This window comes from Pseudomonas sp. AA-38, assembly GCF_029457475.1.
GTDB lineage: Bacteria > Pseudomonadota > Gammaproteobacteria > Pseudomonadales > Pseudomonadaceae > Aquipseudomonas.
This window is the reverse complement of sequence record NZ_CP120359.1, coordinates 3,820,709-3,835,866: the sequence shown is the minus strand read 5'-3', so window position 1 is coordinate 3,835,866 and position 15,158 is coordinate 3,820,709. Positions and strand designations below refer to the sequence as shown.

The following is a 15,158-nucleotide window of genomic DNA, read 5'->3' as shown; positions in this document are numbered from 1 at the left end:
GCAAGGTGGACGGATGCAGCGTCGTCCACCCTACGCGCGCTCCCACCGAGCGTGGTTTATTCCATATTGATGATCACGTTCTCTTGCCACATCTGCGGCAGGGCCTTGGAGGTGGCTTCCCAGGCGGCAGCATCCTTGATCGGCTTGACCTTGGCGTACTGCTCGTTGGGCAGCAGCTTGGCCTGTACCTCGGCCGGCAGGGTCAGGTGCTCGGCGCGGATCGGCCGGGCATTGCCCTTGGCCAGGTTGATCTGGCCGGCGTCGGAGAGGATGTACTCACGCGCCAGCTTGGCCGCGTTGGGGTGCTTGGCGTACTTGTTGATGATGGTGGTGTAGCCGGAGATCACCGAGCCATCGGACGGGATCAGCACCTCGAAGCGGCTCGGGTCGATCTGGTCGCGGTAGGACAGGCCGTTGAAGTCCCAGACGATGCCGACTTCCACTTCACCCTTCTCCAGGGTCTGGATGGTTGGGTTGGACAGCGACAGGCGGCCCTGCTCGGCGATGGCGGCGAAGAAGTCCAGGCCCGGCTGGATGTTCTTCTCGTCGCCACCATTGGCGATGGCGGCGGCCAGCACGCCATTGACCGCCTGGGCGGCGGCGCTGACGTCACCAATGGCGACGCGGTACTTGCCGTTCTTCAGGTCGGCCCAGGAGCGTGGCACGTCCTTGACCAGTTGCTTGTTGACGATGAAGGCGATAGAGCCGGTGTAGGCCAGCATCCAGTGGCCGTCCTTGTCCTTGGCCCAGTCCGGAATCTGCTCCCAGGTGCTCGGCTTGTAGGGTTGGGTCACGCCCTGCTGCACGGCGATGGGGCCGAAGGCGGCGCCGACGTCGCCGATATCGGCGGTGGCATTGTCCTTCTCGGCGGCGAACTTGGCGATTTCCTGCGCCGAACTCATGTCGGTGTCACTGTGCTTGAGGCCGTATTTGGTGCTCAGGTCGTTCCAGGTGTCCTTCCAGTTGGCCCAACTGTCGGGCATGCCCACGCTGTTCACCGTACCTTCGGCGCGAGCGGCTTTTTCCAGCGCCTGCAGGTCGGGGCCTGCAGCCATGGCGGAGGTGGCCAGAGCAATGGCCGAACCCATCAGAGAAGCCAGCAGCAGTTGTTTCATCGGAAACTCCTTTGCATGTGAGTGTTGGTCTAGATCAGCAATACCTGAGCCAATTTAGGCGCCTTCGATGACAGTTTTGTGTCCAGGCGCCGACGGCAGATGTCCAGTGCCGCCAGCGAGGCGCTTCCAGCAAGCGTAGACCATGGCTAGAGCCTTGATTTTTCTAGGTTGGAGCCTGGCATGAGCGATGCTTGTAGCTTCATTGTCATCGCTTGGTCATCTGCTTTGCCTAGGCTTGTCACAAGCATGAGCTGCAGGTCTTTGCCCTGTAATGGGGCTGGACTAGTCCAAAAGGGAAAAATTGATGCGTATAGAAGCGCCGCGTGCCGTCACCACCATCTGCCGTGCCTTACAGGAACAGATCGACCGCGGCCTGTTGCCCTCGGGCAGCAAGTTGCCCGCCGAGCGCAAACTCAGTGAATTGTTCGACACCACACGCATCACCTTGCGTGAGGCACTGGGCCAGTTGGAAGCGCAGGGGCTGGTCTACCGCGAGGAACGGCGGGGCTGGTTCGTGTCACCGACGCGCATTGCCTACAACCCGCTGGTGCGCACGCATTTTCACGCCATGGTGGCGGGACAGGGGCGGGTGCCAGCCACCGAGGTGCTGAGCGCGCGACTGATTCCTGCATCAGCGCAGGTCTGTCAGATTCTCGAATTGCCGGCTCTTTCCAGCGTTTATCAGGTGTGCCGGGCGCGGCGTATCGACGGGCGCCTGGTGCTGTACGTCGAGCACTACCTGAACCCGGCGTATTTTCCGGGGATTCTCGACTTCGACCTGACCCGCTCGCTCACCGACCTGTATGCCAGCGAGTACGGTATTCATTACGGGCGGGTGCGTTTCGACATGGTGCCCACGGCGCTGCACATCGAGGCGGCGGCCAGTCTGCGGGTGGCACCGGGCAGCCCGGCATTGCGCATCACTCGGGTCAACCGCGATCAGCACGGGCGCATCATCGATTGCGATGTGGAATTCTGGCGACACGACGCCATTCACGTCAGCGTCGAGGTGCCGGAGTAGAGAGGGGCGGCACGCGGGTGGGTGACCGTGGGAGATGCTTTAGCGGCGAGCTTTTGTCGCGGCTAAAGCCCCTCCCACGGTTTGCTTCTGCTGCGGATCAACCGCCGAGGTAGGCGTCGCGTACTTTCGGATCGTTGAGCAGCTCTTCGCCGCTGCCGCGCATGACGATATGGCCGTTCTCCAGCACATAGCCACGGTCGGCCAGCTTGAGCGCCTGGTTGGCGTTCTGTTCGACCAGGAAGACGGTCACACCGTCCTGCCGCAGTTGCTCGATGATGTCGAAGATCTGCTGAATGATGATCGGCGCCAGACCCAGCGACGGCTCGTCGAGCAGCAGCAGGTTGGGCTTGCTCATCAGCGCGCGACCGATGGCGAGCATCTGCTGCTCGCCGCCGCTCATGGTTCCGGCGCGCTGGGCGAAGCGTTCCTTCAGGCGCGGGAACAGGTGCAGCACCTTGTCCAGTTGCGCCTGATTGTCCGCCTTGTTGCCGAAGAAGCCGCCCATGGCCAGGTTTTCCTCGACTGTCAGGCGGGCGAACACGCGACGGCCTTCCGGCACGATGGCGATGCTCTTGCGCATGATCTCCGGGGTGTCCATGCCCACCAGCTCTTCACCCAGGTAACGGATGCTGCCACTGGTGGCGCGCGGGTTGCCGCACAGGGTCATGAGCAGGGTGGACTTGCCGGCACCGTTGGCACCGATCAGGGTGACGATCTCGCCTTTCTGCACTTCGATGCTGACGTCGTGCAGTGCCTGGATCTTGCCGTAGAAGGTGGAGACGTTGTTGAAGCTGAGCATGGATTACGCCTCCCCCAGATAGGCTTTGATCACGTCCGGGTTGTTGCGGATCTGCTCCGGCGTGCCATCGGCCAGGGGCGTGCCCTGGTTGATCACGTAGATGTGGTCGGAAATGCTCATCACCAGCTTCATGTCGTGCTCGATCAGCAGCACGGTGACATTGTGCTGGTCACGCAGCATGGCGATCAGCGCCTTGAGGTCTTCGGTCTCGCGCGGGTTGAGGCCGGCGGCCGGCTCGTCGAGCATGAGGATGCTCGGGCGGGTCATCATGCAGCGGGCGATTTCCAGGCGGCGTTGCTGGCCGTAGGCCAGGGTGCCGGCGCTGCGGTTGGCGAACTCCAGCAGGTCGACCTGCTCCAGCCAGTGCGCGGCGTACTCCATGGCCTCGCGCTCGCTGCGGCGGAACGCCGGGGTCTTGAACAGGCCGGCCAGGTAGCTGGTGTTGAGGTGGCGGTGCTGGGCGATCAGCAGGTTTTCCACCGCGGTCATGTCCTTGAACAGACGCACGTTCTGGAAGGTACGCACCACGCCCTTGCGGGCGATCTTGTGTCCCGGCAGGCCTTCGATGGCTTCGCCGTTCAAGCGGATGCTGCCTGAGCTTGGCTGGTAGAAGCCGGTCAGGCAGTTGAACACGGTGGTCTTGCCGGCGCCGTTCGGGCCGATCATCGACACCACCTGCTTTTCCTTGACGTTCAGGCCCACCCCGTTGACGGCCAGGAGGCCGCCGAAACGCATGGACAGGCCGCTTACTTCGAGAATCGTGCGGCTCATCGCTTCAGCTCCAGGTGGGGACGTTGCATCGGCAGCAACCCTTGCGGGCGCCAGATCATCATGAAGATCATGATCAGGCCGACGAAAAGCATGCGGTATTCGTTCAGCTCGCGCATCTCGTTCAGCATCACCATGACGATGGCGGCGAGGATCACGCCGAGCTGCGAGCCCATGCCGCCGAGTACCACGATGGCGAGGATCATCGCCGACTCGATGAAGGTGAAGGACTCCGGTGTCACCAGGCCTTGGCGCGCGGCGAAGAAGCTACCGGCGAAACCGGCCAGGCTGGCACCGATGGTGAAGGCCGAGAGCTTGATCACGGTGGGGTTCAGGCCCAGCGCGCGGCAGGCGATCTCGTCCTCGCGCAGGGCTTCCCAGGCGCGGCCGATGGGCATGCGCAGCAGGCGGTTGACCAGGAACAGGGTCAGCAGCACCAGCAGCAGGGCGATCAGGTAGAGGAAGATCACCTTGTACTGCGAGTTGTAGGCGATGTCGAAGAAGCCATGGAAGGTGGGCATGTCCGCTGGCACGCGGCGCTCGAATGACAGGCCGAACAGGGTCGGTTTGTACTCGTTGGCGATGCTGATGCCGTTGGGGCCGCCGGTCAGGTCGGTGAGGTTGCGCAGCAGGATGCGGATGATCTCGCCGAAGCCCAGGGTGACGATGGCCAGGTAGTCGCCGCGCAGGCGCAGTACCGGAAAGCCGAGCAGGAAGCCGAACAGCGCGGCCATCATCCCGGCGATCGGCAGGCAGATCCAGAAGCCCAGGCCGAAGTAGTGCGAGAGGATGGCGTAGCTGTAGGCGCCCACGGCGTAGAAGCCGACATAGCCCAGGTCGAGCAGGCCGGCCAGGCCGACGACGATGTTCAGGCCCAGGCCGAGCATCACGTAGATCAGGATCAGCGTGGCGATGTCCACCGCGCCGCGGCTGGCGAAGAACGGCCAGACCAGCGCCACCATGACCATGGCCAGGATGACCCAGCGTTGGGTGGAGGGCAGGGTGAGGAAGTTGCCGAGCTGGCCGGAGCCGGCCGGTAGCCTGGGCAGTCTGGCCCAGGCCGGGGTGATGCGGTCACGCAGCAGTTGCCAGAGGAACACCAGCGCGGCGGCACCGGCGATGCACCACAGCTCGAACGGCGTGGCGCCATGGACCTCCAGGTTGATGCCCACGGTGGTCAGCTTCAGGCCCAGCACCATGTAGCCCATGATCAGCACCAGCAGGGCACCGAAGAGGCCGGATTTGAGATTGCGCGTCATACCTTTTCAACCTCCGGACGGCCGAGGATGCCGGTGGGGCGGAACAGCAGCACCAGCACCAGCAGGCTGAACGCCACCACGTCCTTGTACTGATCGCCGAAGATGTCGGCACCGAAGGCTTCGGCCACGCCCAGCAGCAGGCCGCCGAGCACGGCGCCGGGGATGCTGCCGATGCCACCGAGCACGGCAGCGGTGAAGGCCTTGATGCCGGCGAGAAAGCCCAGGTGCGGGTTAATAACGCCGTATTGCATGCTCAGCAACACCGAGGCGATGGCCGCCAGGGCCGCACCGATGACGAAGGTCAGGGCGATGATGTTGTTGGTGTTGATGCCCAGCAGGTTGGCCATCTTCAGGTCTTCGGCGCAGGCGCGGCAGGCACGCCCCAGGCGCGAGCGGGAGATGAACAGGGTCAGGCCGACCATGGCGATGAAGGTGACGATGAAGATCAGCACCTGCATGTAGGAAATCACCACGCCATTGGCCGCGCTTTCACCGAGCACGAAGTTGCCCGGCAGCAGGCTGGGGATGGCCTTGTCCTTGGAGTCCTGGGAAAGCAGCACGGCGTTCTGCAGGAAGATCGACATGCCGATCGCGGAGATCAGCGGGATCAGCCGGTTACCACCGCGCAGCGGACGGTAGGCCACCCGTTCGATGCTGTAACCGTAGGCACTGGTGACGATCATGGTGACCACGAAGGCGGCGATCATGATCACCGGGACGGCGTCGATGCCGAACATGGCCAGGCCGGTGATGACGATGAAGGCGACGTACGCGCCGATCATGTACACCTCGCCATGGGCGAAGTTGATCATGCCGATGATGCCGTAGACCATGGTGTAGCCAATGGCGATCAGGGCATAGGTGCTGCCAATGGTCAGGCCATTGAGCAGTTGTTGTAGGTAGTGATAAAGATCAGGCATAGCCTAACTCCTGGGCAGCGCGTAAAGCGGCGCTTGTGGCGCAACGCGAGGCCGGAATTCTTCCAATAGACAAAAGCCCACTGCGATATGCAGTGGGCTTTGAGCTCAGACGGGTAGCTTACTTGGCTTCGGACTTGGTGCCGTCCTGGTGCCACTCGTACACCACGAAGCTGAAGTTCTTCAGATCGCCCTTCTCGTCGAAGGCCAGGGTGCCGGTGGGGGTGTCGAAGCTGTTGGCGCGCAGGGCTGCGGCCACTTTGTCGGTGTCGGTGCTGCCGGCTTTCTCGATGCCTTCGGCGATGACCTGCACAGCAGCGTAGGCCGGGAACACGAACGGGCCGCTCGGGTCTTCGTTCTTGGCCTTGAAGGCCTCGACCAGTGCCTGGTTCTTCGGATCCTGGTCGAATGACTTCGGCAGGGTCACCAGCAGGCCTTCGGAGGCCGGGCCGGCGATGGCGGAGATTTCCTTGTTACCCACGCCTTCCGGGCCCATGAACTTGATGTTCAGGCCGCGTTCCTTGGTCTGGCGCAGCAGCAGGCCCAGTTCCGGGTGGTAGCCGCCGTAGTAGACGAAGTCGACACCGGCCTGGTTGAGCTTGGCGATCAGCGCGGAGAAGTCCTTGTCGCCAGCGTTGATGCCCTCGAACATGGCGACCTTCACGCCTTTGCTTTCCAGGGTCTGCTTGACCGCAGTGGCGATGCCTTCGCCGTACTGCTGCTTGTCATGGATCACGGCAACAGTCTTCGGCTTGACGTGGTCGGCGATGAAGTTACCGGCGGTCGGGCCTTGCAGGCTGTCCAGACCGATGGTGCGGAACACCAGGTTGTAGCCACGGGCAGTGATTTCCGGGCTGGTGGAAGCCGCGGTGATCATCAGGATGCCTTCGTCTTCGTAGATGTCGGACGCCGGCTGAGTGGAGCTGGAGCACAGGTGACCGACCACGAACTTGACGCCGTCGTTGACGATCTTGTTGGCTACGGCCACGGCCTGCTTGGGATCGCAGGCATCGTCGTAGACCACGCCTTCGAGCTGGGCACCGTCGACGCCGCCGGCCTTGTTGATCTGCTCGATGGCCATCTTGGCGCCGATGAACTGCATTTCGCCGTACTGGGCGACGGCGCCGGTGACCGGGCCGGCCAGGGCGATCTTGATGGTGTCGGCTGCCATCGAATAGCTGGCCGCCCCAGCCAGTGCCATTGCGGCGAACAGCTTGGAAATCTGCTTAGTAGCCTTTTTCATAGTGCTCCACTCTTTATATCTTCGTTGTTTTAGTTCTTGCAGCCTTGGCAGCAGAACCGGGTTGGAAAACCCGTCCAGGCCACCGGCAACTGTACCGGAACAGTGTAGAGCGCCAATTTACGCCTTGAAAAGCCAGCAGTTGGAGGCGGCAGGAGGGGTGTCGCTAAATTGCAAGGAACGTATAGAAACACGGCGTGTCCTGCTGCAGGCGCCGAGCGCCTCGCGGCTTGCCAGCGGGTAGGTCGGCGCTATCATTGCGCGCTTCCATACGCCGACCGACAAAGGGCATGCCATGACGGAACACACTAGCACCCTCTATGCCAAGCTGCTTGGCGAAACCGCCGCCATCACCTGGCAGGAGCTGCAACCCTTCTTCGCCCGTGGCGCATTGCTCTGGGTCGAAGGCGGGCAGGATCTGGTGGCAGTGGCCGAGGCCGTGGCCAGTAATGACCAGGTCAGGGTCGCGCAGTGGATGGCGCAGGGCGTGCTGGGCAAGCTCGAAGATGGCCAGGCTGAGGATCTGTTGTCGCGTGACCCGCAGCTCTGGGCCGTGGTGGTGGCGCCCTGGGTGCTGGTTCAGGAAAGAGCATCGAGCGTTTCGTTGCACTGACAAGGTGCGGGCACGAAGCGTATGCCCGGTCTAGACTGCTTGCCTCATGCAATCGTGAACAGGTGAAGGAGTGGCGACATGTACGAGCCCGGTCATTTGCATCGTGACAACCTGCCAGGCCTCCCGGGGCAGCCCGAGTACAGCATCGACTTCTATTACGAGGTGCGCCAGGACGCCAAGGAGGGCCCCATGCTGCATGGGCGGCTCGTCGGTGAGATCGAGGGCAAGCCGTTCGAGGAGACCTTCGAGATGCATCGCGACACCGCCTTCAATTTCGCCAGCGTGATCTCGCGCCTGGTCGCCAAGCACGGCCTGCCTCCCAACCACAGCCCGATCATGCGCGAGCACAAGGAGTACGACGCGATCTTCGAGGACATTCGCGCCAAGCTGCACGCCAAGCCTGGAGAGTCGGTGAATTTCGACCACCTGGAAGAGGATGGCCTCTGAGCAGCAGGGTTGCCGTCCGTTTGCATCGTCTTCGAGGCGCCTCATGCCCTTTGCTGAACCCCTCATCGCCTTCACCCTGGCGGCCATCCTGCTGACCTTAACGCCAGGTATCGACACCGCGCTGGTATTGCGCACCGCTGCCATCGAGGGGCGGCAGCAGGCGTTGCGCGCGGCCCTGGGCATCAACGCCGGCTGCCTGCTCTGGGGCGCCGCCGTGGCTTTCGGCCTGGGCGCGCTGCTGGCGGTTTCCGAGTTTGCCTACAACCTGCTCAGGTACTGCGGCGCGGCCTACCTGGCCTGGCTCGGGCTGAACCTGCTGCTGCGCCCGCGCAGCTCGCTGGCCCCCGCGCAGGCCAGCGGCAGGCCCGGTGCCAACTGGTTCCTGCGTGGCCTGCTGGGCAACGCGCTCAACCCCAAGGTGGGCATCTTCTACGTTTCCTTCCTGCCACAGTTCATCCCGCAAGGGCAGCCGCTGATTCCCTGGACCTTCGGCCTGGTGGGCATTCACGTGGCGCTCAGCCTGATCTGGGCGCTGGTGCTGATCGGCGCCACCCGGCCGCTCGGCCGCTGGCTGCGGCGCGAGGCGGTGATCCGCTGGCTAGACCGTGGCACGGGCCTGATCTTCGTGCTGTTCGCCGCACGCCTGGCCTTGAGCCGGCGCTGAGTCCTGCCGCCGGCATGCTTTATTCCGGGTTCTTCGCATCTTAGGGGGAATGCTTGGTCGACACTGGACTGGCAAGTTTGTGTGTTTTTTGTGTTTTGGACGCCGCTGCGGTGTTTTCAGATATTCCGGGTTTCGCCCCCTCGGGCGACTCACTTTTCTTTGAAATGCGCAAAGAAAAGTAAGCAAAAGAAACGCACCCCCGCCATCCGGGTCTCGCTTCGCTCGACTTCCCTCACTCCGGCACTGCTCCGGGGTCGGCTTACAAGGGCCATCCTTGGCCCTTTAAGCCTCTCGCGGCATCCATGCCGCTCGCCCCCTGCGCAATGCCTGCGTTCGGCCTCCTGAAGGGGGCATCCGCGCGCCTGAACGAACGGGCACTCCATAGGTTGCTCGGCGTGTTCTAGTAGCCGTGAAGTCGCGACTGGGTCGTCGAGTTAAACCAATACTTTTATTCGCGTGGTTTCACACTCATGGATAGCTTGCAGGCTTTTAGCCGGCATCTCGGTCAGCCCCAGGGCTGACACATGTACAAGCAACTCGTAGGACGGACTCAGGAGCGCCAGCGAACAGTCCGCCGGTCAATGTCAGGCTCGGCACCACAACCTACGCCCAGAACACCAACACACAAACTTGCCAGCCCGGTGCCAAGCCTGACTTTTCCCGAAATTCCACGAAGAGCCTTATTCTGTGCCGGCGAACGGTGAACCAGGCGGTGACGATGGACAGGTTTCAGGAAATGAGGGTGCTGCTGGCGGTGACCGAGGCCGAGAGCTTCGCTGCTGGCGCCAAGCGGCTGGGCGTCTCGCCGGCCAGCGTGACCCGCGCCGTCGCGGCGCTGGAGGCGCGCCTCGGCACGCTGTTGCTGGCCCGCAGCACGCGCAGCCTGCGCCTGACCGAGGCCGGCCAGCGCTACGTCGAGGACTGCCGGCGCATCCTGCTGGAACTGGAGGAGGCCGAGGAACAGGCCGCCGGCGGCAGCGTGCGGCCGCGCGGGCGGCTGAGCGTGACGGCGCCGGTGATGTTCGGCGAGCTGTTCCTGATTCCGCGCATCGCCCAGTACCTCGATACCTATCCGGATGTGGAGGTCAACGCGCTGCTGGTCGATCGGGTGGTGAACATGCTGGAGGAGGGCATCGATGTCGCCGTGCGCATCGGTTCATTGCCCGAGGGCGATCATACGGCGCAGCAGGTCGGGCAGATTCGCCCGGTGGTCTGCGCTTCGCCAGCCTTTCTCGACCGCGTAGGGCGCCCGTGCCATCCGCATGAGCTGCGCGCTGCGCCCATCGTCATGTCCACTGCCAGCGGTCTGCTCAGCCACTGGCAGTTCGTCGGCGCCGATGGTGCGTTCGGCTTCACCCCCGCACCGCGCTTCACCGTCAGCTCCAACCAGGCGGCGATCAGTGCCGCGTGCCTGGGTTGGGGCTATACCCGCGTGCTGTCCTACCAGGTGGCTGCCGCGGTGGCCCGTGGTGAGATCGAGCTGGTGCTCGAAGCCTTCGAGCCTCCAGCCTTGCCGGTGCACATCATTCATCAGGGCGGGCGCCAGGTAGCGGCCAAGGTGCGCACCTTCGTCGACCTCTGCGCGGCGAGCTTTCGTGCCGACCCGGCCCTGCGCGCAGCCGGGGCAGCGCCTGCCGCATGAGCCAGCACCGGGAGATGCAGGTGTTTCTCGCTGTGGCCGAGGCAGGCAGCCTGGCCGCTGCGGCCAGGGCACTGCAACTGTCGCAGGCCACGGTGATGCGCACCCTGAATGCCCTGGAGCAGCGCCTGGGCAGCAGGCTGTTGCGGCGCGGGCCACGGGGCGTCCAGCTAAGCCCGCTGGGCGCGCGCTTCGCCAGCCATTGCCAGCGCATCCTGCAGCGCCTGGAGGAGGCCGAGCGCTCGGTGACCGGGCTGCACGCCAGGCCCGCCGGACAACTGACCCTGGCCTTGCCGCTGCTGATGACGCACCAGGTGCTCATGCCTATCGCCGTCGACTACCTGGCGGCTTTCCCCGAGGTGAGCCTGGCCACCTTGGCGCGCGAAGAACTGCCCAGGTTGCTGGAGGAGGGCATCGACCTGGCGGTGGTGGTCGGTCATCTGCCCAGTTCGTCCGGTTTCGCCATACCGCTGGGGCAGGTACGGCCGCTGGTCTGCGCGGCGCCAGCCTACCTGGAACGCTGCGGCCGGCCCGCCAGCCCGGATGAGTTGTTGGCCCACCGTACCATTGCCACATCATCGACCGGCCATGGCGGCGAGTGGCCTTTCGCGGGCTCGGTGGTAAAGCTCGCGCCGCGGCTGATCTGCAACACGCCGCAGGCGGCCATCCGTGCGGCGCTGGCCGGCTTCGGCCTGACCCGCTGCCTGAGCTACGAGGCCCATCAGGAGTTGCACAGCGGGCAATTGCTGAGAGTGCTGGAAGCCTTCGCCGATGCGCCCGTGCCGGTGCAGCTCCATTACCGCGAGGGGCGCCGGGCGGCGGCGCGGGTACGCAGTTTCCTCGATTTCGCCGTGCCGCGCCTGCGCGCTCACCCGGCCTTTCAGGTCTGAGTCGATTGCAGAAAATGAAATGGTGGATTGCCCGATATGGTGATTCTTATCGGGGATGGATGAGGTGAACATGGCTCCATCGTCGCGAATGCCTGGCGTTATCTCGCGATGCGTTCATCCGAACTTTGCCAAGGAGCCATCCCATGTCCCGTCCCGCCATCAAGCTGTACAACTTTCCTCGCTCCGGCCACGCTCACCGCGCCGAGCTGATGCTGTCACTGTTGCAACTGCCCACCGAGCTGATCTTCGTCGACCTGGCCAAGGGTGAGCAGAAGACACCGCAGTTCCTCGCCCTCAACTCCTTCGGTCAGGTGCCGGTGATCGACGATGGCGGCACCATCGTCAGCGATTCCAACGCCATCCTGGTCTACCTGGCCAAGCGCTACGGCAACGACGACTGGCTACCGCAGGAGCCGGCCGCCGCCGCCCGTGTGCAGCGCTGGTTGTCGGTTGCCGCCGGGCCTGTGGCCTTCGGCCCGGCTGCGGCGCGGCTTGTCACCGTGTTCGGCTACTCGTTCAACACCGAGGAAGTGATCGGCCGCGCCCATGTGCTGTTCGCCGTGATGGAGGGCGAGCTGAGCGCCAGCCCCTTCCTTGTCGGCGACAAGCCGAGCATCGCCGATGTCGCCAACTACTCGTACATCGCCCACGCGCCGGAGGGCAACGTCTCGCTCGAACCCTATCCGAACATCCGCGCCTGGCTGGCACGCATCGAGGCGCTACCGGGGTTCGTGCCCATGCCGCGTACGGCCGCTGGTCTGCAAGCCTGATCACAACCGCTGCCGGGCATACCGGCAGCACCTTGTTAAGGAGGGCGCAGCATGCAACGGCTCCCCAGCCATCGACAGTCACCCTGGCACGCCGGTGAAAGACGACTGCAGGAACAGGTCGGCGTCGCCGAACGCATGGAAGTGTTCGGGCAGAAGGTGATTCGCGACTACATGCCGGATCAGCATCGCGAGTTCTATCAGCAACTGCCGTTCATCATCGCCGGCACCGTGGATGCTGCCGGCCAGCCCTGGGCCACCCTGATCGAGGGCGAGGAAGGCTTCGTCAGCTCGCCCGACCCGCGCTTGCTGTCCTTCGATCTTTCCCGCATGGCACTCGACCCGCGCGACCCGGCCACGCTCGGCCTGGGTGCTGGCGAGGCCATCGGCCTGCTGGGTATCGAGCTGCACAGCCGGCGGCGCAATCGCCTCAACGGGCATGTCAGCCAGGCCTCGGCAAAACGCCTGGACATCGCCGTGGAGCAGGCCTTCGGCAACTGCCCGCAGTACATCCAGTTGCGCCAATACCGCCATGGGAACGAGCGGGGCGACGAGCGCCTGGATGCCACCGAACTGGATGCACGTACCCGCGCGATGATCCAGGGCGCCGACACCTTCTTCGTCGCCAGTTACGTCGAGTACGACGATGGCTGCCGTGCGGTGGACGTCTCCCACCGGGGCGGGCGTGCCGGCTTCGTGCGGGTGCAGGGCAAGCGCCTGACCATTCCCGACTACGCCGGCAACCTGCACTTCAATACCCTGGGCAACCTCAGCGTCAATCCGCGCGCTGGCCTGCTGTTCGTCGACTTCGCCACAGGTGACGTGCTGCAACTGGCCGGCCGCGCCGAGATCATCCTCGACAGCCCGCTGATCCAGGCCTTCGAGGGTGCCGAACGGCTATGGACCTTCGATATCGAGCAGGTGGTGTTGCGCCCGGCGGCGACTTCGCTGCGCTGGGAATTCCACGAATACGCGCCCACCAGCCTGATGACTGGCACCTGGGAGCAGACCGAGGCGCGTCTGCGTGAGCGGCGTACTCAGTGGCAGCGCTGGCGCGTACAGAGCCAGCAGCAGGAGAGTGCCGATATCCGCTCCTTCGTGCTGGCGCCGGAACAGGGCCCTGCCCCGAGCTTCGTCGCCGGCCAGCATCTGCCCATCCGCATCGTCAGCGCCACGGGCGAAACCCTGCAGCGTACCTACAGCTTGTCCAGCGCGCCGTCCGATGGTTTCCTGCGCATCAGCGTCAAGGCACAGGGCCTGGTCTCGCGGCATCTGCACGAGCAGGTCCAGGTGGGGGATGTGCTGGAGGTGCGTGCGCCGCAGGGTAGCTTCACCCTGAACAGCGCAAGCCGCCGGCCGCTGGTGCTGATCGGCGCGGGTGTCGGCATCACGCCGCTGTTGTCGATGCTGCGCGAGCAGGTGGCGCTGGGGCAGGGCAGGCCCATTCATTTCTTCCAGGGTGCGCGCACGCTGGCTGACTTGCCGTTCCAGGCTGAACTGGCTGAGCTGGTGCAGCGCGCCGCCGGCCTGCTGCATGTTCATCGGGCGCTCAGTGCCGCGGAGGCGGACGCGGTGCTCGGGCGTGACTACGAGCAGCCGGGGCGCCTCGATATGCAGCAGATCAAGGCGGCCCTGTCACTCGAGGGGCAGGACTTCTACCTGTGCGGTCCGACAGCCTTTACTCAGGCGATCTATGATGGCTTGCGTGATCTCGATGTTGCTGACGAGCGCATCCATGCCGAGGCCTTCGGCCCTTCGACGCTCAAACGCCGTACGGATGGTCAGAGCGTCATGCAGCCGCCTGCAGCGATCAAGGCGGTGCCGGTGTACTTCACGGCTTCGAGCAAGGAGGCGCGATGGACGCCAGGCAGTGGCAGCCTGCTGGAGCTGGCGGAAGGCCGTGGCCTGAGCCCCGAGTTCAGTTGCCGGAGTGGTTCCTGTGGCACCTGCAGGACGCGCCTGGTCAGCGGTCAGGTGCATTACCCCAATCCGCCGGCCGAGTTACCTCGGGATGATGGCAGCGTGCTGATCTGCTGTGCAGTGCCGGCTGCAGGCGAGCCGCTGCAGCTAGAACTCTGATGGGCTTCAGGTGCCGTAGGCCTGGATGCTGATGCGATTACGCCCTGCGCTCTTGGCCCGGTAGAGTTGCTCATCGGCCCATTTCAGGTGTTGTTCGAGGCTGGCCGTCGAACTCGGCAAGCGGGTCGCTACGCCGATGGAGAGGGTCAGCTTGTCGGCCACTTCGGAGGCGCGGTGCTCGATGCCGAGCTGCTGGATCGCCGCCTGCAACTGCTCCGCCACTGTCAGGGCACCGGCTTCGTCGGTGTCCGGCAGCAGAGCGGCGAATTCCTCGCCGCCCAAGCGGCCCACCAGGTCGTGAGGGCGGCGCACCGTGGTGTTGAGCGCCTGGGCGACCTCGCGCAGGCACTGGTCGCCCTGCAGGTGGCCGTAGAGGTCGTTGTACTTCTTGAAGTAGTCGACATCGATCATCAGCAGCGACAGCGGCTGTTGCTCGCGCAGGGCATGTGCCCGGGCTGCGGCGAAGCGTTCGTCGAAACCGCGGCGATTGGTGATGCCGGTCAGCCCGTCGAGCACCGCCATCTTGCGCAGTACGTCGCTCTGCAGTTTCAGCTTCAGGTGGTTCATCACGCGGGCGCGTACCACCAGCGAGTGAAAGGGCTTGCGGATGTAATCCACCGCGCCCAGCTCGAAGCCAATGGCTTCGTCGTCCTCGTGATCCTTGCCGGTGACGAAGATCACTGGAATATCGCGGGTTTCGGGCGTCACCTTGAGGCGCCTGCACACTTCATGGCCGTCAATGTCCGCCATCATCACATCGAGCAGGATCAGGTCCGGGGCCAGGTCACGGCTCATCTGCAGCGCCTGTTCGCCGCTGGTGGTCATGTAGACCTCGCAGTCGGCGCGAAACAGCTCGTGCAGTAGACGGATGTTCAGCGTCTGGTCGTCGACGACCAGTAGTTTCGGACGCTCGTGGAGATAGGGTTTGAGACGCTCCAAA

15 protein-coding genes are annotated in these 15,158 nt (G+C 64.2%); 8 read left to right on the top strand and 7 right to left on the bottom strand.

Translation table 11 applies throughout. From position 1 onward, the window contains the following. Positions 1–56: 56 nt before the first annotated feature. The gene (locus PVE35_RS17620) at positions 57–1,115 is read right to left on the bottom strand and encodes an ABC transporter substrate-binding protein (protein WP_268178402.1); all 1,059 of its coding nucleotides are present in this window, start codon (positions 1,113–1,115) and stop codon (positions 57–59) included. A 304-nt stretch (positions 1,116–1,419) separates the two neighbouring features. On the opposite strand from PVE35_RS17620, the gene PVE35_RS17615 reads away from it, so the two are divergent. Beyond that, positions 1,420–2,136, top strand: a complete 717-nt coding sequence (locus PVE35_RS17615) for a UTRA domain-containing protein (protein ID WP_268178401.1) — start codon at positions 1,420–1,422, stop codon at positions 2,134–2,136. Between the two features lie 97 nt (positions 2,137–2,233). Here the strand turns inward: PVE35_RS17615 and PVE35_RS17610 are convergent, their stop codons facing one another. From PVE35_RS17610 to PVE35_RS17590, 5 genes are all read right to left on the bottom strand, one after another. Further along, positions 2,234–2,935, bottom strand: a complete 702-nt coding sequence (locus PVE35_RS17610; RefSeq protein WP_268178400.1) for an ATP-binding cassette domain-containing protein — start codon at positions 2,933–2,935, stop codon at positions 2,234–2,236. Positions 2,936–2,938: 3 nt separating this feature from the next. Further along, positions 2,939–3,706: a high-affinity branched-chain amino acid ABC transporter ATP-binding protein LivG gene (livG, locus tag PVE35_RS17605; protein ID WP_277372532.1), complete on the bottom strand. Its 768-nt coding sequence runs from the start codon at positions 3,704–3,706 to the stop codon at positions 2,939–2,941. Then, on the bottom strand, positions 3,703–4,962 hold the full coding sequence (locus PVE35_RS17600) for a high-affinity branched-chain amino acid ABC transporter permease LivM (RefSeq protein WP_277372531.1): 1,260 nt from the start codon (positions 4,960–4,962) through the stop codon (positions 3,703–3,705). The genes livG and PVE35_RS17600 overlap by 4 nt, the downstream gene beginning before the upstream one ends. Further along, complete coding sequence (gene livH, locus PVE35_RS17595) at positions 4,959–5,882, bottom strand: high-affinity branched-chain amino acid ABC transporter permease LivH (RefSeq protein WP_277372530.1); 924 nt, start codon at positions 5,880–5,882, stop codon at positions 4,959–4,961. The genes PVE35_RS17600 and livH overlap by 4 nt, the downstream gene beginning before the upstream one ends. Before the next feature lie 118 nt (positions 5,883–6,000). Next, positions 6,001–7,122, bottom strand: coding sequence for a branched-chain amino acid ABC transporter substrate-binding protein (locus PVE35_RS17590; protein WP_268178396.1), 1,122 nt, complete (start codon positions 7,120–7,122; stop codon positions 6,001–6,003). Positions 7,123–7,414: 292 nt separating this feature from the next. On the opposite strand from PVE35_RS17590, the gene PVE35_RS17585 reads away from it, so the two are divergent. The 7 genes from PVE35_RS17585 to PVE35_RS17555 all read left to right on the top strand — a co-directional run bounded on the left by PVE35_RS17585 (position 7,415) and on the right by PVE35_RS17555 (position 14,218). Beyond that, positions 7,415–7,732 (top strand): DUF2288 domain-containing protein, encoded by a 318-nt coding sequence (locus tag PVE35_RS17585; RefSeq protein ID WP_268178395.1) that lies wholly within the window; start codon positions 7,415–7,417, stop codon positions 7,730–7,732. 78 nt (positions 7,733–7,810) lie between these two features. Further along, a complete protein-coding gene (locus tag PVE35_RS17580) occupies positions 7,811–8,179 on the top strand; it encodes a DUF5064 family protein (RefSeq protein ID WP_277372529.1) in 369 nt (122 codons plus the stop codon). Between the two features lie 43 nt (positions 8,180–8,222). Further along, positions 8,223–8,843: a LysE family translocator gene (locus PVE35_RS17575; RefSeq protein WP_277372528.1), complete on the top strand. Its 621-nt coding sequence runs from the start codon at positions 8,223–8,225 to the stop codon at positions 8,841–8,843. A 718-nt stretch (positions 8,844–9,561) separates the two neighbouring features. Continuing rightward, a complete protein-coding gene (locus PVE35_RS17570) occupies positions 9,562–10,485 on the top strand; it encodes a LysR family transcriptional regulator (protein WP_277372527.1) in 924 nt (307 codons plus the stop codon). Next, positions 10,482–11,372 (top strand): LysR substrate-binding domain-containing protein, encoded by an 891-nt coding sequence (locus PVE35_RS17565; RefSeq protein ID WP_277372526.1) that lies wholly within the window; start codon positions 10,482–10,484, stop codon positions 11,370–11,372. Before PVE35_RS17570 ends, PVE35_RS17565 begins: the two co-directional genes overlap by 4 nt. A gap of 143 nt (positions 11,373–11,515) precedes the next feature. Continuing rightward, the gene (locus tag PVE35_RS17560) at positions 11,516–12,142 is read left to right on the top strand and encodes a glutathione S-transferase (RefSeq protein WP_268178391.1); all 627 of its coding nucleotides are present in this window, start codon (positions 11,516–11,518) and stop codon (positions 12,140–12,142) included. A 51-nt stretch (positions 12,143–12,193) separates the two neighbouring features. Continuing rightward, positions 12,194–14,218 carry a pyridoxamine 5'-phosphate oxidase family protein gene (locus PVE35_RS17555; protein WP_277372525.1) on the top strand — a complete coding sequence of 675 codons (2,025 nt, stop codon included), beginning with the start codon at positions 12,194–12,196 and terminating at the stop codon, positions 14,216–14,218. A 6-nt stretch (positions 14,219–14,224) separates the two neighbouring features. Here PVE35_RS17555 and PVE35_RS17550 read toward each other — a convergent pair whose 3' ends face one another. Continuing rightward, entirely contained in the window at positions 14,225–15,157 is a 933-nt protein-coding gene (locus tag PVE35_RS17550; protein ID WP_268178389.1) for a diguanylate cyclase, read from the bottom strand. Position 15,158 lies beyond the last annotated feature (1 nt).

Excerpts from the sequence above, each read along its gene's own strand:
- PVE35_RS17590 (WP_268178396.1), bottom strand. The coding sequence starts at position 7,122 with ATGAAAAAGGCTACTAAGCAGATTTCCAAGCTGTTCGCCGCAATGGCA.
- PVE35_RS17560 (WP_268178391.1), top strand. The coding sequence starts at position 11,516 with ATGTCCCGTCCCGCCATCAAGCTGTACAACTTTCCTCGCTCCGGCCAC.
- livG (WP_277372532.1), bottom strand. The coding sequence starts at position 3,706 with ATGAGCCGCACGATTCTCGAAGTAAGCGGCCTGTCCATGCGTTTCGGC.
- PVE35_RS17620 (WP_268178402.1), bottom strand. The coding sequence starts at position 1,115 with ATGAAACAACTGCTGCTGGCTTCTCTGATGGGTTCGGCCATTGCTCTG.
- PVE35_RS17600 (WP_277372531.1), bottom strand. The coding sequence starts at position 4,962 with ATGACGCGCAATCTCAAATCCGGCCTCTTCGGTGCCCTGCTGGTGCTG.
- livH (WP_277372530.1), bottom strand. The coding sequence starts at position 5,882 with ATGCCTGATCTTTATCACTACCTACAACAACTGCTCAATGGCCTGACC.
- PVE35_RS17610 (WP_268178400.1), bottom strand. The coding sequence starts at position 2,935 with ATGCTCAGCTTCAACAACGTCTCCACCTTCTACGGCAAGATCCAGGCA.
- PVE35_RS17575 (WP_277372528.1), top strand. The coding sequence starts at position 8,223 with ATGCCCTTTGCTGAACCCCTCATCGCCTTCACCCTGGCGGCCATCCTG.
- PVE35_RS17585 (WP_268178395.1), top strand. The coding sequence starts at position 7,415 with ATGACGGAACACACTAGCACCCTCTATGCCAAGCTGCTTGGCGAAACC.
- PVE35_RS17555 (WP_277372525.1), top strand. The coding sequence starts at position 12,194 with ATGCAACGGCTCCCCAGCCATCGACAGTCACCCTGGCACGCCGGTGAA.
- PVE35_RS17570 (WP_277372527.1), top strand. The coding sequence starts at position 9,562 with ATGGACAGGTTTCAGGAAATGAGGGTGCTGCTGGCGGTGACCGAGGCC.
- PVE35_RS17580 (WP_277372529.1), top strand. The coding sequence starts at position 7,811 with ATGTACGAGCCCGGTCATTTGCATCGTGACAACCTGCCAGGCCTCCCG.
- PVE35_RS17565 (WP_277372526.1), top strand. The coding sequence starts at position 10,482 with ATGAGCCAGCACCGGGAGATGCAGGTGTTTCTCGCTGTGGCCGAGGCA.
- PVE35_RS17615 (WP_268178401.1), top strand. The coding sequence starts at position 1,420 with ATGCGTATAGAAGCGCCGCGTGCCGTCACCACCATCTGCCGTGCCTTA.